Source organism: Streptomyces sp. NPDC001914 (assembly GCF_042891215.1).
In the GTDB taxonomy this organism is placed as follows: Bacteria; Actinomycetota; Actinomycetes; order Streptomycetales; family Streptomycetaceae; genus Streptomyces.
This window is the reverse complement of record NZ_JBIASW010000024.1, coordinates 40,696-61,366: the sequence shown is the minus strand read 5'-3', so window position 1 is coordinate 61,366 and position 20,671 is coordinate 40,696. Positions and strand designations below refer to the sequence as shown.

The 20,671-nt window shown below is 70.1% G+C and carries 16 protein-coding genes and 4 tRNA genes; 11 read left to right on the top strand and 9 right to left on the bottom strand.

Annotated elements, in window-relative coordinates:
* From ACFYYF_RS38545 to ACFYYF_RS38535, 3 genes are all read right to left on the bottom strand, one after another.
* Positions 1–1,890 (bottom strand): DEAD/DEAH box helicase (locus ACFYYF_RS38545; protein WP_388783364.1); only part of this gene is annotated, 1,890 nt, incomplete at its 3' end.
* Positions 1,891–2,271: 381 nt separating this feature from the next.
* Positions 2,272–2,790 (bottom strand): hypothetical protein, encoded by a 519-nt coding sequence (locus ACFYYF_RS38540; protein WP_388783361.1) that lies wholly within the window; start codon positions 2,788–2,790, stop codon positions 2,272–2,274.
* Positions 2,791–2,991: 201 nt separating this feature from the next.
* A complete protein-coding gene (locus ACFYYF_RS38535; RefSeq protein ID WP_388783358.1) occupies positions 2,992–4,239 on the bottom strand; it encodes a serine hydrolase domain-containing protein in 1,248 nt (415 codons plus the stop codon).
* A gap of 163 nt (positions 4,240–4,402) precedes the next feature.
* Here ACFYYF_RS38535 and ACFYYF_RS38530 point away from each other — a divergent pair, with 163 nt between their 5' ends.
* The 9 genes from ACFYYF_RS38530 to ACFYYF_RS38490 all read left to right on the top strand — a co-directional run bounded on the left by ACFYYF_RS38530 (position 4,403) and on the right by ACFYYF_RS38490 (position 11,988).
* The gene (locus ACFYYF_RS38530) at positions 4,403–4,753 is read left to right on the top strand and encodes a metallopeptidase family protein (RefSeq protein WP_388783355.1); all 351 of its coding nucleotides are present in this window, start codon (positions 4,403–4,405) and stop codon (positions 4,751–4,753) included.
* 78 nt (positions 4,754–4,831) lie between these two features.
* Positions 4,832–6,412, top strand: coding sequence for a metallophosphoesterase (locus ACFYYF_RS38525; protein WP_361682713.1), 1,581 nt, complete (start codon positions 4,832–4,834; stop codon positions 6,410–6,412).
* An 80-nt stretch (positions 6,413–6,492) separates the two neighbouring features.
* A tRNA-Glu gene (locus ACFYYF_RS38520) sits at positions 6,493–6,565 on the top strand.
* 50 nt (positions 6,566–6,615) lie between these two features.
* A tRNA-Asp gene (locus ACFYYF_RS38515) sits at positions 6,616–6,690 on the top strand.
* Positions 6,691–6,714: 24 nt separating this feature from the next.
* A tRNA-Phe gene (locus tag ACFYYF_RS38510) sits at positions 6,715–6,788 on the top strand.
* Positions 6,789–6,950: 162 nt separating this feature from the next.
* Positions 6,951–7,328, top strand: coding sequence for a hypothetical protein (locus ACFYYF_RS38505; protein ID WP_388783352.1), 378 nt, complete (start codon positions 6,951–6,953; stop codon positions 7,326–7,328).
* A 68-nt stretch (positions 7,329–7,396) separates the two neighbouring features.
* Positions 7,397–11,374 carry an ATP-dependent RNA helicase HrpA gene (gene hrpA / locus ACFYYF_RS38500; RefSeq protein WP_388783349.1) on the top strand — a complete coding sequence of 1,326 codons (3,978 nt, stop codon included), beginning with the start codon at positions 7,397–7,399 and terminating at the stop codon, positions 11,372–11,374.
* A gap of 95 nt (positions 11,375–11,469) precedes the next feature.
* Positions 11,470–11,544: transfer RNA gene (locus ACFYYF_RS38495), tRNA-Asp, on the top strand.
* 252 nt (positions 11,545–11,796) lie between these two features.
* Positions 11,797–11,988: a DUF6274 family protein gene (locus tag ACFYYF_RS38490; protein ID WP_361682719.1), complete on the top strand. Its 192-nt coding sequence runs from the start codon at positions 11,797–11,799 to the stop codon at positions 11,986–11,988.
* 467 nt (positions 11,989–12,455) lie between these two features.
* Here ACFYYF_RS38490 and bldC read toward each other — a convergent pair whose 3' ends face one another.
* Positions 12,456–12,662: a developmental transcriptional regulator BldC gene (gene bldC / locus ACFYYF_RS38485; protein WP_003949541.1), complete on the bottom strand. Its 207-nt coding sequence runs from the start codon at positions 12,660–12,662 to the stop codon at positions 12,456–12,458.
* A gap of 603 nt (positions 12,663–13,265) precedes the next feature.
* Entirely contained in the window at positions 13,266–14,114 is an 849-nt protein-coding gene (locus tag ACFYYF_RS38480; protein ID WP_361682721.1) for a hypothetical protein, read from the bottom strand.
* Positions 14,115–14,336: 222 nt separating this feature from the next.
* Between ACFYYF_RS38480 and ACFYYF_RS38475 the strand changes: the two genes are divergently transcribed.
* Both ACFYYF_RS38475 and ACFYYF_RS38470 read left to right on the top strand, forming a co-directional pair.
* A complete protein-coding gene (locus tag ACFYYF_RS38475; protein WP_365478648.1) occupies positions 14,337–15,431 on the top strand; it encodes a Glu/Leu/Phe/Val dehydrogenase dimerization domain-containing protein in 1,095 nt (364 codons plus the stop codon).
* Between the two features lie 301 nt (positions 15,432–15,732).
* Positions 15,733–15,987, top strand: a complete 255-nt coding sequence (locus ACFYYF_RS38470) for a DUF3073 domain-containing protein (RefSeq protein ID WP_361682725.1) — start codon at positions 15,733–15,735, stop codon at positions 15,985–15,987.
* A 200-nt stretch (positions 15,988–16,187) separates the two neighbouring features.
* On the opposite strand, the gene purM is transcribed toward ACFYYF_RS38470, so the two are convergent.
* From purM to ACFYYF_RS38450, 4 genes are all read right to left on the bottom strand, one after another.
* Entirely contained in the window at positions 16,188–17,288 is a 1,101-nt protein-coding gene (purM, locus tag ACFYYF_RS38465) for a phosphoribosylformylglycinamidine cyclo-ligase (protein ID WP_361682727.1), read from the bottom strand.
* 42 nt (positions 17,289–17,330) lie between these two features.
* Positions 17,331–18,857 carry an amidophosphoribosyltransferase gene (gene purF, locus ACFYYF_RS38460; protein ID WP_361682729.1) on the bottom strand — a complete coding sequence of 509 codons (1,527 nt, stop codon included), beginning with the start codon at positions 18,855–18,857 and terminating at the stop codon, positions 17,331–17,333.
* Between the two features lie 61 nt (positions 18,858–18,918).
* Positions 18,919–19,710: an META domain-containing protein gene (locus ACFYYF_RS38455; RefSeq protein ID WP_388783343.1), complete on the bottom strand. Its 792-nt coding sequence runs from the start codon at positions 19,708–19,710 to the stop codon at positions 18,919–18,921.
* Positions 19,711–19,846: 136 nt separating this feature from the next.
* On the bottom strand, positions 19,847–20,641 hold the full coding sequence (locus ACFYYF_RS38450; RefSeq protein ID WP_388783340.1) for a sterol carrier family protein: 795 nt from the start codon (positions 20,639–20,641) through the stop codon (positions 19,847–19,849).
* Positions 20,642–20,671: the final 30 nt, after the last annotated feature.

Genomic DNA, 20,671 nt, shown 5'->3' with positions numbered 1-20,671 from the left:
GTTGTCATCACGACGGAAACCACCACGGTTGTCGTCACGACGCTCGAACGAACGGCCACCGCGGTCATCGCGGTTGAAGCCGCCACCACGGTTGTCGTCACGACGGAAACCACCACGGTTGTCGTCACGACGCTCGAACGAACGGCCGCCACGGTCATCGCGGTTGAAGCCGCCACCACGGTTGTCATCACGACGGAAACCACCACGGTTGTCGTCACGACGCTCGAACGAACGGCCACCGCGGTCATCGCGGTTGAAGCCGCCACCACGGTTGTCATCACGACGGAAACCACCACGGTCGTTGTCACGACGCTCGTAGTTGCCGCGCTCGTCACGACGCTGACGCGGCTCGTACGCGGGACGCTCGTCCGCCTCGACGACGGTCTCGACGGCCGGCGTCTCGACGACGGCCTGCTCGGCCGCGGCCTCGGCGGCGGCGGCGACCGCCACCTCCGGGTCCTCGCCCCGCTCACGCGCGGCACGGGCGACCAGACGGTCGGCCTCACCGCGCAGCTCGGCGGCACGGCGCTGCGCGCGCTCCAGCTCCTTGGTGAGCTGGGTGACCTCGCGCTCGGCCTGCTGGGCGGCGTCGCCCGCCGACTGGGCCTGGACCTCGGTCATCGAACGGGCGCCGGTGATCTCGGCGACCTCGGGCTCGAAGGCCGTACCGGAGTTGATGATGTGACGCGCGGCGTCGACGCCCGCGTCCTCCATCAGCCGGAAGATCTGGCGGCGCTGGTGCGGGAGCGACAGCGACACGACGGTGCCGGAGCGGCCCGCACGGGCGGTACGGCCGGAACGGTGCAGGTAGTCCTTGTGGTCACCGGCCGGGTCCACGTTCAGGACCAGGTCGATGCCGTCGACGTGGATGCCGCGGGCGGCGACGTCGGTGGCGACGAGCGCGTTGACGTAGCCGTCCTTGAAGTCGGCCAGCGTCCGGGTACGCGCGCCCTGGGTCATGCCGCCGTGCAGCGCGTCGGCCTTCACACCGGCGTCGCGGAGCTGCTCCGCGATGCGGTCGGCGCCGAGCTGGGTACGCACGAAGATGATCGTGCGGCCCTTGCGGGAGGCGATCGCGGCGGTGACCGGCGCCTTGTCCTTGGGCTTCACGATGAGGATGTGGTGCGACATCGTCGTGACGTTGCCCTGGGCGCTGTCGACCTCGTGCGTGACGGGGTTGCTCAGGTAGCGCTTGACCAGCGTGGAGATCTCGTTCTCCATGGTGGCGGAGAAGAGCATCCGCTGGCCGCCGGCCGGGACCTGGTCGAGCAGCTCGGTGACCTCGGGCAGGAAGCCCAGGTCCGACATCTGGTCGGCCTCGTCGAGGACGGCGATCTGGGTGTTCTCCAGCGAGCAGGCGCCGCGGTTGATGATGTCGCGCAGACGGCCCGGGGTGGCGACGAGGATGTCGACACCGCGCTCCAGGGCGTAGATCTGGTTGCCCATCGACGTACCGCCGCAGACGACCTTCATCTTCAGGCCGAGGACGTCGCCGTAGGGCTGCAGCGCGTCGGCGACCTGCATGGCCAGCTCACGGGTCGGCGTCAGGATGACGGCGCGCGGCTTCTTCTTCTCGGTGTGGCCGCCGGCGAGCCGCGCCAGGGTCGGCAGACCGAAGGAGAGGGTCTTGCCGGAGCCGGTGCGGCCACGGCCGAGGATGTCCTTGCCGGCCAGGGCGTCCGGGATGGTCGCGGCCTGGATCGGGAAGGGGGTGGTCACGCCGTTCTGCGCGAGCTTGCGGACGACGCCCTCGGGGAGACCGAGGTCGGCGAAGGTGATCTCGGGAGCGGCGGACTCGGTGGTCTCGATCGCCTCGATCGTGGCCTCGACCACGTCGTCGTTCTCGTTGTTCTCGGGCACGACGATGTGATCAGTACTGGAAACAGACATGCGAAATGCGAACCTTCCGGAGTTTCTTCGGCACGCGCCCAAACTCCGTGAAGTCGCAAACGACCGCCTCTATGCGGTCCGGCCACGGCAAGGGAGAGTACGCGCCACGCGGCGCTCTCTGCGGCGGCGCCGGGCAAATGGGATCAAACGATCTACTACCATACGCACCCTTCCCCCATGAAGGCAAACTGAGCCCCATACGACCAGGTGAGGGTGCATTCCAAGCCACCTGTTCGCGTCATCCACGCTACCTCCCCCGCGCCGACCGCGCTGTTGAACAGGCCACATCCACCCTTCCGGGGCCCGTGAACCCCGCCACACCGGCCCGGCGACGGGACCCGCCGGGGCGTGGGGCGGGCGGCGGACGCGCCCCGGTGTCCGCTAGACCGGGGAGCCCGCCTCGGGGGCCGGTTCTCGTTGGATCAGCTGGGTCATCGGCAGTTCGTGCGCCGACGAGGACGGCTCCGGGGTTCCGGGGTCGGGCGGCGACGGCTGCGAGACCGGCGGGGGCTCGGGCGACGGCTCCGCCGACGTCCGCGTGGGCGTCGGCTCGCCCCCCGCGGGCGCGGTGGCCCTGGAGGGGGGCCCGCCCTTCTCGGTCGCCTTCGCGGACGGCTTCGCGCCCGGGGACGCCGACGCCGAGGGGTCACCGGACGCGGACTTCCCCGGCTTCGCGGAGGCCTTGCCGCGCCGGCCGCCCTTCCCGCTCTTGCCGCTGTACGACCCGGCCTCGGCGCCGCCCACCACGGACCCCTCGGCGGGCACCCCACCTGCCTGTCTGCCCGCCGAGTGCGAGGGCCCCGGCTGCCCCGCGTCGTCGCCGACGCTCATGCAGCCGGCGGTGGCGGCCACGGCCAGGACCGCGGCGGCCAGACGGACGGGTACGTACAAGGCGCGCACGGGCGGCCACCTCCGAACGGGGCGTCCCCCGCTCGGAAGAGCCGGGAGCGTGGGGAGAAGCGGGAGTTCTCCCTGTCCAACTCCCGCCGCCCGCGGGAGGACACGCGTCCCCCGGGCCCAACCGGGCCCAGGGGACGCGTCCGTGGAGTCCGCCCGGCCCGCGCGGCGAGCACGGCGAGCCGGCGGAGGGGATGTCCCGGGTCAGTCGATCGCCAGCGGCGTCTGCGGCGCCAGGGCGGCCGCGATCCGCTGGGCGACCACCTCGGCCTGGTTGCCGTCGGGCGTGTCCTTGGTCTTGGTGGCGTTGACCGCGATGGCGAGACGGTCGGACGGGAGATACGCCTGGATCGCCGCGTAGCCGGAGAACGACGGGTTCTGCAGGACCCAGCCGTTGATCACGATCACCCCGAGCCCGAAGTGCTTGGCCTCGGTCTGCGCCAGGCAGACCGTGGCGGGGCACTTGGCGGTCGGATGGCCGAGGCCGACCGTCCCCGGGTCGAGCAGCGTGCGGTAGGAGCTGCGCGAGATCAGCGCGCCGCTGCCGATGGCGGCCGCCGAACGGGCCAGGTCACAGACGTGCGTGGTGATCACGGCGCCGGGCGCGGTGGTCCACGACGGGTTCCAGAAGGTGGACTCCTCGTACAGGCCGCGCTCGGAGGTGAAGGCGTGCACGACCGGACGCGGGATGTCGGGGGTGAAGTTGTTCCGGGTGTTGTCGAGACCCAGCGGACCCGTGACCCGCTCCCGCAGCAACCTGTCGATCCGGGTACCGGTGATCTTCTCCAGCGCCTGGATCAGCAGCAGGTAATTGGCGTGCGAATAGCTCCAGTTGGTACCCGGCTTGTACCAGAACGAGTGGCTGTAGGGGTACGCGAGCAACTGCCGCGGGGTCCAGTGGCGGAACGGGTGCGCCTCCAGCTCGGCCAGGAAGGCCGGGTCGGTGACGTAGTCGTGCAGCCCGGTGGTGTTGCTGGCCAGCATCCGCAGGGTGATCCGGTCGGCCTTGGGCAGCGTCGGCAGCCAGCGTTCCACGGTGTCGTCCAGGCGGACCCTGCCCTCCTGGACGAGCTGCAGCAGGGTCGTGCCGACGTAGGAGAAGACCACCGAACCGGCGCGGAAGTGCATGTCCGGCTCGGCCGGGACACCCGTCATGGACTCACCGAGCGCCTCGGTCAGGACCTCGCGCCCGTGGCTGGTGACCTTCAGTTCCACCGACTTCAGATGGAGGTCGGCCTTGGCCTTCCGGGCGATGGCGAGAACCTCGCGGGCCTCGCCGCCGAGTGGTCTCTCCGTCCTCACACAGTCGCGTTCGCCGTACCGGGCGGGCGCCTGCGCGAGCGCCGGCGCGGCGGCGGACGTCTGGACCGTGACGGCGAGGAGCGCGACGCAGAGGAGGGCCGTGCGGGCACGGGCGCGTACGCCCGGACGGGACGGGGAGGTGCGTGTCATGCCCGCACTATCACCGGACAGCCCAGTCTGATTCGTCATAACACTCCGAAAATGGTACGAGACACCCCATGTGGGGCAGGCGCCCGGTTCCCCGCGCCGATCCGGCCCGCTCCGGGTCTTCGTCGTACGCCGCCACCGGGGCGCCATCCCCGACAATGGCCACGTGCTGGAGATGACGCGCGAAACCTTCGAAGAGCTCGTGAGCCAGGCGCTGGACCGGATCCCGCCCGAGCTGACCCGGGTCATGGACAACGTCGCCGTGTTCGTCGAGGACGAGCCTCCCGCGGACGACCCCGAACTCCTCGGCCTCTACGAGGGCACCCCGCTCACCGACCGCGGCGAGTGGTACGCCGGAGTGCTCCCCGACCGCATCTCGATCTACATGGGCCCCACCTTGCGCGCCTGCGAGACCACGGACGAGGTGGTCCACGAGGTCGCCGTGACCGTGATCCACGAGATCGCCCACCACTTCGGCATCGACGACGACCGCCTGCACGAACTCGGCTGGGGCTGACCCGGCCGCCCGCACGCCCCTCCCGCCCGGGTGACGGAACCCCGCATACCCGTCCCGCGCCCTGGGCAGACGGGACAAATGGCCCGCGTCCCCGTTGCCGCAACCGCCGCCGTCCGCCGCACGGCCGACCGCGCCGGACGGGCGCTGCACGCGCTCGCCCGCCGCCCGGGCCGCCGCAAGGGCCCGGAGCTCGAACTCGCCGCCCGGCAGAACCCGTACACCCGTGCCCTCGGGCTCGTGTGCGTGGTGCTGCTCGGCGCCTGGCTGGGGCTGCTGACCGTGGGCGACGTCCGCGTCCCGGTGGGCCCGATGAACACCACGATGACCCTGCGCCCCTCCCTGACCGGCGGCACGAAGATCAACATCTCCCCCCTCGGCGCGCTGGAGCTGCGCAGCCACCAGGCCCCGCTGCGCCTCGACGTGGACGTCGACCGGCTCGACCCCGAACGCTCCCAGGCCCTCGTCGAGCACCCGGAGCGCCTCGCCGGACTCCAGGACGAGGTCGTACGGGACGTCGAGCACGGCACCCTCGACCTGGCCGTCCGCTCCTGCATAGCCGTCGTCGCCGGCGCCGGAGCCCTCGGTCTCGCCGTCTACCGCCGCCCGCGCCGCGCCCTCGCCGCCGGCGGTCTCGCCCTCTGCCTGCTGACCGCCTCCGGAGCGGCCGCCTTCGCCACCTGGAACCCCGAGTCGGTGCTGGAGCCCAAGTACTCGGGACTGCTCGCCTCCGCCCCGTCCCTGGTCGGCGACGCCCGCAGCATCGTCAGCGAATTCGACGTCTACCAGAAGGAGTTGGCGCGCCTGGTCACCAACGTGACGAAGCTGTACGACGCCACCTCCACGCTCCCCGCCTACGAACCCGACCCGACCACGATCCGGGTGCTCCACGTCTCCGACATCCATCTGAACCCCGCGAGCTGGAAGATCATCGCCTCGCTTGTGAAGCAGTACGCGGTCGACGTGATCGTCGACTCCGGCGACACCATGGACCACGGCTCGGCGGCCGAGAACGGCTTCCTGGACCCGATCCCCGACCTCGGCGCCCCCTACGTCTGGGTCCGCGGCAACCACGACTCGCGCGAGACGCAGCGCTACCTCGAACGCCTGAGGAACGTGCACGTCCTCGACGACGGCCGCGCGGTCTCGGTCGCGGGCCTGCGCTTCGCCGGCATCGGCGACCCCCAGTTCACCCCCGACCGCTCGACCGCTCCGGGCGGCGACGCGGCGGAGGACCTCGCGGGCGCCCGCCTGGCCTCGGCCCTGCGCGACCAGCGCGCCGCGGGCACCCCGGTCGACATCGCCGTCGCCCACGAACCGCTCGCCGCCCGCGGGACGGACGGCGCGGTGCCCCTGGTGCTCGCCGGCCATCTGCACCACGAGGAGATGGAGGTCATGAAGTACGGCACCCGGCTGCGCGTCGAGGGCTCGACGGGCGGAAGCGGGCTGCGGGCCGTCGAGCGCGAGTACCCCGCCCCGATCGAGGCCTCGGTCCTCTACGTGGACCGTGACACCCGCCGGCTCCAGGCCTGGGACGAGATCCGGCTGGGCGGTCTCGGCCTCACGACGGCCGAGGTCAGCCGCCATCTGGCGCAGGAGAACCGGCCCGGCGCCACCCCCTCGCCGACACCGTCGGGGAGCCCCTCCGGGACCTCCCCGTAAACCGTTTTGGCGATACCTCCCGCCATCCCATATGCTTCTCACGTCCCCGACGCGCTGAGAAGCGCGCAGGCGGGCCGATAGCCCTCATCGTCTAGCGGCCTAGGACGCCGCCCTTTCAAGGCGGTAGCACGGGTTCGAATCCCGTTGGGGGCACGTAACACCGTGTGCGACACTTGCTTAGCCTGTTTCGCACACAACAGCTTGGTCCTGTGGAGCAGTTTGGAGTGCTCGCCACCCTGTCAAGGTGGAGGCCGCGGGTTCAAATCCCGTCAGGACCGCTGAGGTTTCTCCGGAAGCCTCGTGGCTGGGTAGCTCAGTTGGTACGAGCGATCGCCTGAAAAGCGATAGGTCGCCGGTTCGACCCCGGCCCCAGCCACAAGAAAGAGAACCCCCTCCGGGTCGACCGGAGGGGGTTCTCTTCGTTTCCGGCACCTCGGCGGTTCGGAACCGGGGTTCCGGGAAGCGGAGATCCGCTTGGCACCGTGCCCGGTCGGCGCTAGCTTCTGGCTGATCGATCAGGCTTTTCGGGGGGGATGACATGAGCCGGGACGAGACCGCGGTGGCGCGGGACACCGAGCTGGAGAAGGACCGGGCGCGGTACGGACTGATCGCGGTCGTCATGAGCAACCTCGCCATCGCCGGCGTCGCGATCTTCGGCGTCTGGCGGCTCGACGGCGACAAGGCCGTGATCGTCGGCGTGCTCACCGCCGCCTTCACCGCCGTGAGCAGCATGACCACCGCCTACCTGGGCATCAAGGCCATCTCCAACACCGCCCGGTCCATCGCCCTGGGATCACCGCCCCGGCGCGAGCCCGGGCACACCGCCCCCAGAACGCCCGCACCCGACGCCGGGACCCCCACTCCCGCCGCGCCCGCCACCGAGGCACCCGCGCCGCCCGCGCAGCGCGCCCCCTGAGCCGGCCCCTCCTGCCGCGGCAAAAGCGTTCGCCACGGATTTCCCCGGGATGAGATCCTGGATCGCGTATGTCTACGCACCCTGCCCCCGCCCTCGGCGATCTCGCCGCCCGCCTGGCCGAGCTGTCCCTGCGCGACGCGCACCGGCTCGGGCGCAGGCTCGAAGGCGCGCGCAAGATCCGCAAGCCCGAGGCCCGCGCCGCCGTGTTCGCCGAGATCGAGGCGGAGGTGGCCAAGGGCCGGACCCGCATGGCCGAGCGCCGCGCCCGCGTTCCCGCGATCACGTATCCCGAGCAGCTGCCGGTCAGCCAGAAGAAGGACGTGATCGCGGACGCCATCCGTGATCACCAGGTCGTGATCGTCGCCGGTGAGACCGGCTCCGGCAAGACCACGCAGATCCCGAAGATCTGCATGGAGCTGGGCCGTGGCGTGCGCGGCATGATCGGGCACACGCAGCCCCGCCGTATCGCCGCCCGTACGGTGGCGGAGCGGGTCGCGGACGAGCTGGACACCCCGCTCGGCGAGGCGGTCGGCTGGAAGGTCCGCTTCACCGACCAGGTGAACCCGGACGCCACCTTCGTCAAGCTCATGACGGACGGCATCCTGCTCGCCGAGATCCAGACGGACCGCGAGCTGCGCGCGTACGACACGATCATCATCGACGAGGCCCACGAGCGGTCCCTCAACATCGACTTCCTGCTCGGCTATCTCGCCCAGCTCCTGCCCAAGCGGCCGGACCTCAAGGTCGTGATCACCTCCGCGACGATCGACCCGGAGCGCTTCTCCCGGCACTTCGGCGACGCCCCGATCGTCGAGGTCAGCGGCCGGACGTATCCCGTCGAGGTGCGCTACCGCCCGCTCCTCGAAGAGGACTCCGAGGACGCGGACCGCGACCAGATCACCGCGATCTGCGACGCCGTCGAGGAGCTCCAGGCCGAGGGCAAGGGCGACATCCTCGTCTTCCTCTCCGGCGAGCGCGAGATCCGCGACACCGCCGACGCGCTGGTGAAGAAGAACTATCGGTTCACCGAGGTGCTGCCCCTGTACGCCCGGCTCTCGCACGCCGAGCAGCACCGCGTCTTCCAGCCGCACACCGGGCGCAGGATCGTTCTGGCGACCAACGTCGCCGAGACCTCCCTGACCGTCCCGGGCATCAAGTACGTGATCGATCCCGGCACCGCGCGCATCTCGCGGTACAGCCACCGCACGAAGGTGCAGCGGCTGCCCATCGAGCCGGTCTCGCAGGCCAGCGCCAACCAGCGCAAGGGCCGCTGCGGCCGTACGTCCGACGGCATCTGCATCCGGCTGTACTCCGAGGACGACTTCCTCGCCCGGCCGGAGTTCACCGACGCCGAGATCCTCCGTACGAACCTCGCCTCCGTCATCCTCCAGATGACCGCGGCCGGCCTCGGCGACATCGAGAGGTTCCCCTTCATCGACCCGCCGGACCACCGCAACATCCGCGACGGTGTCCAGCTCCTCCAGGAGCTGAACGCGCTGGACCCGACGGAGAAGGACGTACGCAAGCGGCTCACGCAGACCGGCCGCAAGCTCGCCCAGCTCCCCGTCGACCCCCGGCTCGCCCGCATGGTCCTGGAGGCGGACAAGAACGGCTGTGCCCGCGAGGTCATGGTGATCGCGGCCGCCCTGTCCATCCAGGACCCCCGCGAGCGGCCCTCCGAGAAGCAGGCGCAGGCCGACCAGCAGCACGCCCGCTTCAAGGACGAGACCTCCGACTTCCTGGCCTTCCTCAACCTGTGGCGTTACCTCCGCGAGCAGCAGAAGGAGCGGGGCTCGTCCGCGTTCCGCCGGATGTGCAAGCAGGAGTACCTGAACTTCCTGCGCATCCGCGAGTGGCAGGACATCTACAGCCAGCTGAGGACCGTCGCCAAGCAGATGGGCATCCATCTGAACGAGGAGGACGCCCCCGAGCAGAGCGTCCACGTGTCCCTGCTCGCCGGTCTGCTCTCCCACATCGGCATGAAGGACGTGAAGGAGACCGGCGCCGAGAGCGGCCGGAGCACGGGGAAGAACGAGTACCTGGGCGCGCGCAACGCCAAGTTCGCGATCTTCCCCGGCTCGGCGCTGTTCAAGAAGCCCCCGCGTTTCGTGATGTCCGCCGAGCTCGTCGAGACCTCGCGGCTCTGGGCCCGTGTCAACGCCCGCATCGAGCCGGAGTGGGTGGAACCGCTGGCCGGCCATCTCCTCAAGCGGACGTACAGCGAACCGCACTGGGAGAAGGACCAGGCCGCGGTGATGGCGTACGAGAAGGTCACGCTGTACGGCGTACCGCTCGTCGCGCAGCGGAAGGTGAACTACGGGCGGATCGACCCGGAGGTCAGCCGCGAACTGTTCATCCGCAACGCGCTCGTCGAGGGCGACTGGCGTACGCACCACAAGTTCTTCGCCGACAACCGCAAGCTGCTCACCGAGGTCGAGGAGCTGGAACACCGGGCCCGCCGCCGGGACATCCTGGTCGACGACGAGACCCTGTACGACTTCTACGACCAGCGGGTGCCCGAACACGTCGTGTCCGGGGCGCACTTCGACTCCTGGTGGAAGCACAAGCGGCACGAGGAGCCCGAACTCCTCGACTTCGAGCGCTCGATGCTCATCAACGACCGGGCCGGCGCGGTCTCGAAGGACGACTACCCCGACTCCTGGCTCCAGGGGCGGCTGAAGTTCCGGGTGACCTACCAGTTCGAGCCGGGCGCGGACGCGGACGGCGTGACCGTCCACATCCCCCTCCAGGTCCTGAACCAGGTCACGGACGAGGGCTTCGACTGGCAGATCCCGGGGCTGCGGGAGGAGGTGGTGACGGAGCTGATCCGTTCGCTGCCCAAGCCGATCCGCCGGAACTACGTTCCCGCCCCGAACTTCGCCCAGAAGTTCCTGGAGCGGGCCGTACCCCTCCAGGAGCCGCTGACGCTGACCATGGCGCGCGAGCTCAAGCGCATGGTCGGCGTGCCTCTGACGGCCGACGACTTCGACTGGTCGCGGCTCCCCGACCACCTGAAGGTCACGTTCCGCATCGTCGACGAGCGGCGCCGCAAGCTCGCCGAGGACAAGGACCTGGAAGCCCTCAAGCTCCGGCTGAAGCCGAAGGCCCGCCAGGCGATCTCGCAGGCCGCCGCGGCGACGGCGGAGCGCGAGGGCGGGGAGTCCCTGGAACGCTCGGGGCTGACGGACTGGACGATCGGCTCGCTCCGGCGGGTCTTCGAGACGCGCCGGGCCGGCCAGCCGGTGAAGGCGTACCCGGCGCTGGTCGACGACGGCCCGGCGGCCAACACCGTCTCCGTGCGGCTCTTCGACACCGAGGCCGAGCAGGCCGAGGCGATGTGGAAGGGCACCCGCCGGCTGATCCTGCGGAACATCCCGGTGAATCCGGGCAAGTTCGCCTCGGACAAGCTGACCAACGCCCAGAAGCTGGCGCTGTCCGCGAACCCGCACGGCTCGGTGCAGGCGCTCTTCGACGACTGCGCGATGGCCGCGGCGGACAAGCTGATCGCGGACTTCGGCGGCCCCGCGTGGGACGAGGAGTCCTACCGCAAGCTGTACGACAAGGTGCGTGCCGAGATCGTCGACACGACCGTGCGCACGGTCGGGCAGGTGCAGCAAGTGCTCGCCGCCTGGCAGGCCTGCGAGCGCCGCCTGAAGGGCGTCAGGAGCCCGGTCCTGCTCGCGAACCTGGCGGACGTGCGCAAGCAGCTCGACGCCCTCGTGAAGCCCGGTTTCGTCACGGCGACGGGGCTGCGGCGGCTGCCGGACCTGATGCGGTATCTGGTCGCCGCGGACCGCCGTCTCCAGCAGATGCCGACCGGTGCCCAGCGGGACACCAGCCGCATGGAGAAGGTCCACGAGATGCAGGACGAGTACGCCTGGCTCCTGGAGCAGCTGCCGCAGGGCCGTCCGGTGCCCTCGTCGGTCCTGGACATCCGCTGGATGATCGAGGAGCTCCGGGTCAGCTATTTCGCCCACGCGCTGGGCACGGCGTACCCGGTCTCCGACAAGCGGATCGTGAAGGCGATCGACGCCGCGGTGCCGTAACGGCGTCCGGACGGGCGGTGAGTTCGACCCGGGGGTCTGACCTCATGTACAGTCTGTTTCGCAGCACGGCGCAAGAACAAGTCGCTGCGAATCAAGGTCCTGTGGAGCAGTTTGGAGTGCTCGCCACCCTGTCAAGGTGGAGGCCGCGGGTTCAAATCCCGTCAGGACCGCACGAAGAAAGGCCCGGAGCCACGGCTCCGGGCCTTTTCGTTTGCCCGCACTCGCACCCGCACCGGCACCCACTGCCACCCCGCCCGGCCAGGCCCGGCCGCACGATCGCGCACGGCCTTCGGCCTCGGCGCCCCGGGGCTCATCGCCTCCAGAGCCGCCTTCGGGGCCCGTTCCCGTCCCTTGACGGCGTCACATTCCGCCGGTACCCCGGAATCCAGGGCCCTCGCCCTGACGGCCCCCTGGAGGTGCGTATGGCGGTGTCCGCACGGCACGAGACCCGGGCTCTGCTCCGAGCCCACCTGGCGGCCGCCTCCGGGTACCGCCATCTGACGCGGCACTGCCCGATCTGTCATCAGCTCGCCCGGCTGGCCATGGAGGCCGCCCCGAACGACGAGCAGGACCCCGAGAGCGGCCCCGAGGACGAGAGCCCCCCGCCGGCGTGATCCGGGACCGCCTCCGCGCCCGCCGCCCCGTGCGCGACCAGGTGCGACACGACTCCTCACGGCCCCAACTCCCCTAGCGCAGAAGCCTCTCGGGGGACAAGGACTGTGGCATGTGACGGGAGTCACCGCATATGTTTTCAGAACTGTGGAACTTACCCCCCTCCTACAACCAGTCAATTTAATATGTGCAATTGCACCACTGATCGAGGGCTTCCACAGCTGATCCGACACCCGCCCCCAGACTCCGACAAGGCCGCTCACAGGCCTCCCGTCACCGCGCGTGGAACGCACAAAAAAAATCGCGCTGGACCCGGCGGAGTCCAGCGCGATCTACGACGCACCCTGTTCATCTGGCAAAAATGCTTGGGCGAGAGCTCTGTTGGGGCAGAACCCGCGTCGCTTGGAGCTGTGGTGTGGACGCCTCGACAGGTTGGGGGATCCGTCGACTTGTCCGGTTATGCGGTGACTCAGGCTTCGCTGCGCTGCTGCGGGATACCCGCGAGCAGTGCGCGGACCTCAGCCTCGCGGTAACGACGGTGCCCTCCGAGCGTGCGGATGGACGTGAGCTTGCCGGCCTTCGCCCACCGCGTGACCGTCTTGGGGTCGACGCGGAACATCGTGGCGACCTCAGCGGGGGTCAGCAGCGGCTCGGCATCAGGGGTGCGAGCGGTCATGAGCGGCCTCCTCGGGAGAACCGAACCTTCTCGGTTCTTTCCTCTAAATTCTGCACCTTGACCCGCGTTGCCCGAAATGGCGGACGCGAGTCGAGTCGGTTATAGGACGAACGGCTTGTCCTCGGCACTACAACTACACCATCCGTCCAGCCGCGTCGGCCAAACCGATGGAATTGCCCTCCCAGGTGTTCATCAGCGACGGAAGCCGATGGACCATGCCATAGCGGACAGTCACGCCACTGTGACGATCAGTCACAGGGCGATCAGGAGTCACCAGACGTCCTAAAAGCGTGCAATGCCGAGATTCCCCCCCAAAAGCGGGCGGAGGGAGCCCTCCCCCGGGCTCCTTGTCCTATTTTGACACGAGGAGGGGGAAGCGATGCAAGAGCCGGGTAAGTGCCGTCCGTCACGCTTGACACCCGTTGACGTAAACGCCCGGATCGGGGCCTACGTCCTGGACGTGAGGGTTCTTCAGCGTGTGAGGACCATACGCGAGTTCGACCCCGAACCTGTGAGAAGCAGATCACACTGACGCGGCCGACGCGGAACCGCTCCCACCCGCCCGGTCCGCACCAGCATGTACGGACCGCGCGGCTTCTTCGCTCAGTTCGACGAACGCCGGTCCCTGACCGACCGCCAGCGCTCCACCAGCCGGCCGTACGCCTCGCCCGCCGCGGCCCCGTCCCCGGTGCGCAGCGCCTCGATGCCCTCGGCGACGTCCGCCGCGGAGTGGTCGCCCTCCAGGTCACCGGCCGGCAGCGTGTGCACGAGCCCGCCGTAGTCCAGCTCGACCAGCGAGCGCGGATGGAACTCCTCCAGCCAGCGGCCCACGTCCACCAGGCCCTCGATGAGCGGCCCTTCGTCCAGCGCGTCCCTGAGTGTCCGCAGAGCCCGGGCCGTTCGCCGCCGTGCCTGCACCATCGGCGTCCGGTAGCGCAGCACCGGCGCCGCCCCGGCCGGGCCCGTCCCCTTCTCGTACTCCCGCTCCTCGTCCGTGACGAGGACGAACCAGTTCAGCGGCACCTGCCACGTCGAGGTGCGGATCCACGGGCGGGCGTCGGGATTGCGCGCCAGCCAGCGCTCGTAGTCGAGGGCGGCCTGACGGCGCACCAGCGGCGGCAGCACCGCGTCCAGGACCGAGGCGGGGAGCTCCTCGCCCAGTTCGTCCAGGGCCTGCCAGCCGCGCAGCCGGGTGCGCCAGGGACAGACGCAGACCACCCCGTCGACCTCGGCGACGAACGCGTCACCGCTCTCGTGCACCGGCACGGGGATCGGCGGGGTGGGCAGCAGGTCGGCCAGCGAGCGGCGCAGTTCGTCCTGGTACGAGGGGCGCTCGGTGCGCCGGGCGTAGCGCGTCCAGTGGGCGCGCTCCGACTCGGGGAACGCGGCCAGAGGCTCGTACACCCGCAGGTACGACGTGTACGGGACGATCACCGCGGACACCTTGGGCACTCCTGCTCCCTCCCCCGCCGAGCACCGGGAAAACCAGCGAGAACCGATCGGAACCTGAAGAGAAATCTATGCAAATCGAACCATGGCCGTGCCCCGCCCGCGGGTGATCCTGACCACTGCGCCGAGGGCGGGTCGGCGCAGGCTCTAGTCTCATTCCCACGGAGCCCGCCATCCGCACGGGCCCCGCACCCAACCGCCGCTTTTTACCTGGGAGTCACCACAGTGACCGACGTAACCGGCGCGCCTGCTGATGTACTGCACACCCTGTTCCACTCGGATCAGGGCGGTCATGAGCAAGTCGTGCTCTGCCAGGACCGCGCCAGCGGCCTGAAGGCCGTCATCGCCATCCACTCCACCGCCCTGGGCCCCGCCCTCGGCGGTACGCGCTTCTACCCGTACGCGAGCGAGCAGGAGGCCGTCGCCGACGCCCTCAACCTCGCGCGCGGGATGTCGTACAAGAACGCCCTGGCCGGGCTCGACCACGGCGGCGGCAAGGCCGTCATCATCGGCGACCCGGAGCAGATCAAGTCCGAGGAGCTGCTCCTCGCCTACGGCCGGTTCGTCGCCTCGCTCGGCGGCCGGTACGTCACCGCGTGCGACGTCGGCACCTTCGTCGCCGACATGGACGTCGTGGCGCGCGAGTGCCGCTGGACGACCGGACGCTCCCCGGAGAACGGCGGCGCCGGCGACTCGTCGGTCCTGACCTCGTTCGGCGTCTTCCAGGGCATGCGGGCCTCCGCACAGCACCTGTGGGGCGACCCGACGCTGCGCGGCCGCAAGGTCGGCGTCTCCGGCGTCGGCAAGGTCGGCCACCACCTGGTCGACCACTTGCGCGCGGACGGCGCCGAGGTCGTGATCACGGACGTGCGGGCCGAGTCCGTGCAGCGGATCCTCGACCGGCACCCCTCGGGCGTCACGGCCGTCGCGGACACCGAGACGCTCATCCGCACCGAGGGCCTCGACATCTACGCGCCCTGCGCGCTGGGCGGCGCGCTCAACGACGAGACCGTGCCGGTGCTCACGGCCCGGATCGTGTGCGGCGCGGCCAACAACCAGCTCGCGCACCCGGGTGTGGAGAAGGACCTCGCGGACCGCGGGATCCTGTACGCCCCCGACTACGTCGTGAACGCGGGCGGTGTCATCCAGGTGGCCGACGAGCTCAACGGCTTCGACTTCGACCGGTGCAAGGCGAAGGCCACGAAGATCTTCGACACCACGCTGGCCATATTCGCACGTGCGAAGCAGGACGGGATCCCGCCGGCCGCGGCGGCCGACCGGATCGCCGAGCAGCGGATGGCGGAGGCACGGGGCCACTGACGCCTTCCGGGGCCGTCAGCGCTTGTCAGGGACCCGCCGACGGGGGGTTGGGAGAGAACTCTCACGTCTGTCGGCGGGTCGGGCGCCAAGAAGAGGTTAAAATCGCGGTTGACCAGCGAGGACAGGGCACCTCGTTGGTGCTGGGCGAAGGCGCGTGCTGCGGGCGACGTACCGTATGGGCGCGGGCTCAGGTACCGTGGAAGCCCTACGGACCGGTCTCTCCACGGAGAGTCCGTTCCAGATCATGAACGCGTGTCAAGACTCTGGGGCCGTCGAGCCCCGTATCCGAGGGGGTCGAGCCATGGGGCGCGGCCGGGCAAAGGCCAAGCAGACGAAGGTCGCCCGCCAGCTGAAGTACAGCAGCGGCGGGACTGACCTCTCGCGTCTGGCCAATGAGCTGGGCGCTTCGACTTCGAGCCAGCCGCCGAATGGCGAGCCGTTCGAGGACGACGACGAGGAAGAGGACCCGTACGCACAGTACGCGGATCTCTACAACGACGACGATGAGGACGAGGACGATCAGTCCGGTCCTCAGTCGCAACGTCGCGGCGCTTGACGCAACAGCGTCCCTCGCAGTTTCCGCGATCTCTTCTGGTGGCGGATCTCCTGGCGTGGGTTTCCGGGAGATCCCGCCTGGCGGTTTTCCCGTAGCGACTGCACTTCACCCGGTCCGGGGCTTCAACGCCGGACCGGGTTTCGTGCTGCTTCGGGAGCTTCGGCCCGCGTGACCGCGGACCTCGGCTCCCGTCACCCGTCTCAGCTCGCGTAGTCGCCGACGAGCGCTGCGCCCGTCGTGTGGTCCCCGCGCTCGGTGATCTCGCCGGCGACCCAGGCTTCCACTCCGCGGTCCGCGAGGACGGCGAGGGCGACCTCGGCGGACTCCTCGGGAACGATCGCCATCATGCCGACGCCCATGTTCAGCGTCTTCTCCAGCTCCAGACGCTCGACACCGCCGGTCCTGCCGACCAGGTCGAAGACCGGCGCCGGGGTCCACGTGCCGCGGTCGACGACCGCGTGCAGGCCGTCCGGGACAACACGGGCCAGGTTGGCCGCCAGACCGCCGCCGGTGATGTGGCTGAACGCGTGCACCTCGGTGCTCTTCGTCAGCGTCAGGCAGTCCAGGGAGTAGATCTTGGTGGGCTCCAGGAGCTCCTCGCCGAGCGTGCGGCCGAACTCCTCGACGTGCTGGTCCAGGCGCAGGTTCGCCCGGTCGAAGAGGACGTGCCGGACGAGCGAGTACCCGTTCGAGTGAAGACCGGAGGCCGCCATGGCGATGACCGCGTCACCCGTACGGATGCGATCCGGGCCGAGCAGCTGGTCGGCCTCGACAGCGCCCGTACCGGCGCCCGCGACGTCGAAGTCGTCCGGGCCGAGCAGGCCGGGGTGCTCGGCCGTCTCGCCGCCCACCAGGGCGCAGCCGGCGAGCACACAGCCCTCGGCGATGCCCTTCACGATGGCCGCGACCCGCTCCGGGTGGACCTTGCCCACACAGATGTAGTCGGTCATGAAGAGCGGCTCGGCGCCGCACACCACGATGTCGTCCATGACCATCGCCACGAGGTCGTGGCCGATGGTGTCGTACACGCCGAGCTGCCGGGCGATGTCGACCTTGGTGCCCACACCGTCGGTGGCGGAGGCGAGCAGCGGGCGCTCGAAACGCTTGAGCGCGGAGGCGTCGAAGAGACCGGCGAAGCCGCCGAGGCCGCCGAGGACCTCGGGGCGCTGCGTCTTCTTCACCCACTCCTTCATCAGCTCGACGGCGCGGTCGCCCGCCTCGATGTCGACTCCGGCGCCCGCGTAGGACGCTCCGGAAGCGGTGCCCGTCGACGAAGTCGACTGATCAGATACAGCAGACATTGCCTGGGATCTTTCGGGTTGGTGAAACGGGGCTCTGCGGCGCTACGGGCGACGGATGGCGTCAGCCGCGGCCGTGGCCGCGGGACCCGCGGCCAGCTCGGTCTCAAGGAGCTGCTTGCCGAGCAGTTCGGGGTCCGGAAGCTCCATCGGGTACTCGCCGTCGAAGCAGGCACGGCACAGGTTCGGCTTGTCGATCGTCGTCGCCTCGATCATCCCGTCCAGGGAGATGTACGAGAGCGAGTCGGCGCCGAGCGAGGTGCCGATCTCTTCGATGGTCATGCCGTTCGCGATCAGCTCGGCGCGGGTCGCGAAGTCGATGCCGAAGAAACAGGGCCACTTCACGGGCGGGGAGGAGATCCGGATGTGGACCTCGGCGGCGCCCGCCTCGCGGAGCATGCGCACCAGGGCGCGCTGGGTGTTGCCGCGCACGATCGAGTCGTCGACGACGACCAGGCGCTTGCCCTTGATGACTTCCTTGAGCGGATTCAGCTTCAGGCGGATTCCGAGCTGGCGGATCGTCTGCGAGGGCTGGATGAAGGTCCGGCCGACATAGGCGTTCTTGACCAGGCCGGCCCCGAACGGGATGCCGGAGGCCTCCGCGTAACCGATCGCGGCGGGCGTCCCGGACTCCGGGGTCGCTATCACCAGATCGGCTTCGACCGGAGCTTCCGCGGCGAGTTTGCGGCCCATCTCGACACGCGAGAGGTACACGTTCCGGCCGGCGATGTCCGTGTCGGGACGGGCCAGGTAGACGTACTCGAAGACACAGCCCTTGGGCTTCGCTTCCGCGAATCGCGAGGTCCGCAGACCGTTCTCGTCGATGGCGACGAACTCGCCCGGCTCGATCTCGCGCACATAGCTGGCGCCGCAGATGTCGAGGGCCGCGGACTCGGAGGCCACCACCCAGCCGCGCTCCAGGCGGCCGAGGACCAGCGGGCGGATGCCCTGCGGGTCACGGGCGGCGTACAGGGTGTGCTCGTTCATGAAGACGAGCGAGAAGGCGCCCTTGACCTGCGGGAGGATCTTGGCGGAAGCCTCTTCTATGGTCAGCGGCTTGCCGTCGTCGTCGACCTGGGCCGCGAGGAGCGCGGTGAGCAGGTCGGTGTCGTTGGTGGCCGCCACCCGGGTGGTCCGGCCTTCCTGCTTGGGCAGGTCGGCGACCATCTCGGCGAGCTGCGCCGTGTTGACGAGGTTGCCGTTGTGGCCGAGCGCGATGGAGCCGTGCGCGGTCGCACGGAACGTCGGCTGGGCGTTCTCCCACACGGAGGCACCGGTGGTCGAGTAGCGGGCGTGACCGACCGCGATATGACCCTGGAGCGAACCGAGAGAGGTCTCGTCGAAGACCTGGGACACGAGGCCCATGTCCTTGAAGACGAGGATCTGGGAGCCGTTGCTGACCGCGATTCCCGCGGATTCCTGACCCCGATGCTGGAGGGCGTAGAGCCCGAAGTAAGTGAGCTTGGCGACCTCTTCGCCCGGAGCCCAGACACCGAAGACGCCGCAAGCGTCCTGGGGGCCTTTCTCACCGGGGAGCAGATCATGATTGAGTCGACCGTCACCACGTGGCACGGCACCGAGTGTAGGCGAGATCGACCACTGGTCCGAATTGGGGATACGGGCCCCGAGTGGATCACTCGTCGGCCACCGCGCGGACGACCGTGCCGTTCTTGCTGGTCAGCGCGATGCCGCGATGATCCAATGCGTAGGCGACCTTGCCGTCGAAGGCTCCAAGGAGCGTCTTCTCGGCCCTCATGAGTGAGTCTTGGCACATCATGCGGGTCGTCCGGGCCGGCCCCAGGGTGATATGTCCGTCGCCGACGGCGGCCCGGCCTGAGGCGTGGTTGCAGCCGAGGCGGCCCTCGAAGGTGCCGTCGTCGCGGAGCACGAAGTACGCGTTCGCCCCTTTCGGGAGCGGCTGGGAGACCTCGCGGTCACCCAGTGCCGTGACCTTCCACCTCGTCCCCCGCAGCGGGGCGTCCTCTTCCCGGGTGAGAGCGATCCGGTCGCCGTCGTCGGCGGTGAGCGTCAGCCGGCCGTCGATGGCCCTCGCCGTGAGCGGCCCCTTGTCCGCGAAGGCGCGGCTCAGACTCCGCTCGAAGTCCGTCGGGCCCTTCGCGCAGGCCATGGCCGTCGTGCGGAGTCCGCCGAAGTCCACACGGTCACCCGTGAAGGTGGCCTTCGAGCCGAACCCGTTGCAGCCGAGGTTGCCGTCGACGCGACCGTCGTTCCCGATCCGCAGGTACGCCCCCGAGGGCGCCCGCGTGGTCCTCCCGTCCGCGGTGAGGCTGTCGACCGTCCAGTGCACGCCGGTCAGCGGCACGGTCTCCGTCCGGGCGGAGCCGTTGTCCGCCTGGGCACCGCCGCAGGCGGCGGCGAGGGGCAGCAGGGTCAGGACTCCGAGGGTCGTTCGCTGCTTGTCCATGCCGATGGGACGGGAGGGCCGGGGGACCGGTTCCCCTCCGGGGTGCCGCGCGCCAGGTCCCCGGGGGCCGGGCGGGGCGCCCCGAAGGTGGTTCATGTGCCTCCGCGGGGCCGCTCGGGGGCGGTGCGCGGGACGGTCATCCCATCAGCGGGAGCAGGCCGCCGAGGTCGGCGCGCTCGCCGCTCGCGCTGACCTTCGCCTCCTCCAGCGCCGCCTTCCACTCGGTGCGTCCCGTGGCGAGCCGGATCCAGGTCAGCGGGTCGGTCTCGACGACGTTCGGCGGGGTGCCCCGGGTGTGCCGGGGCCCCTCCACGCACTGCACGACGGCGTACGGCGGGATCCTGACCTCGGTCGAGGCGCCGGGCGCCTTCACGGCGAGGGTGTCGGCGAGCAGCCGGGTGCAGGCGGCGAGGGCCTGGCGGTCGAAGGGGATGTCCGTACCGGCGGCGCGGTTCAGGTCGTCGGTGTGGACGACGAGTTCGACGGTGCGGGTGACGAGGAAGTCGGCGAGGGTCATCGCCCCGGCGGGCACGTCGAGCAGCCGGTCGTCGGGGGCCGTGGCCAGCTGCTCGGTGACGCGGGCGCCGACGGCGGCGTAGAGCGCGTCGAGGTCGGGGTGGGCGGCGGCGACCGCGCGCGTGCCGTCGGCGATGGCCCCCGCACGGGAGGCCGTCCCGAACGGCCAGTCCAGCAGCGCGAGTTCCTTCGCGGCGGGCGCGGGCAGGCCGAGCTGCCGGCTCACGACGTCGAGGGACATCGTCATGTGCGCGGCCAACTCCCGCACACTCCAGTCCCCGAGCCCCGCCGGCCGCGCCAACCGCTCCTCGTCCAGGGCACGTACACCCTCCCGTACGTGCCCGAACTGGGCGAGCACCGCCGCACGGATCTTGGCGGGGTCATAGGTACGCGCGCGCTTCCGGGCCGAGGTCATAGGGGGAGCCTACTTCCGGGCTCCACGGTC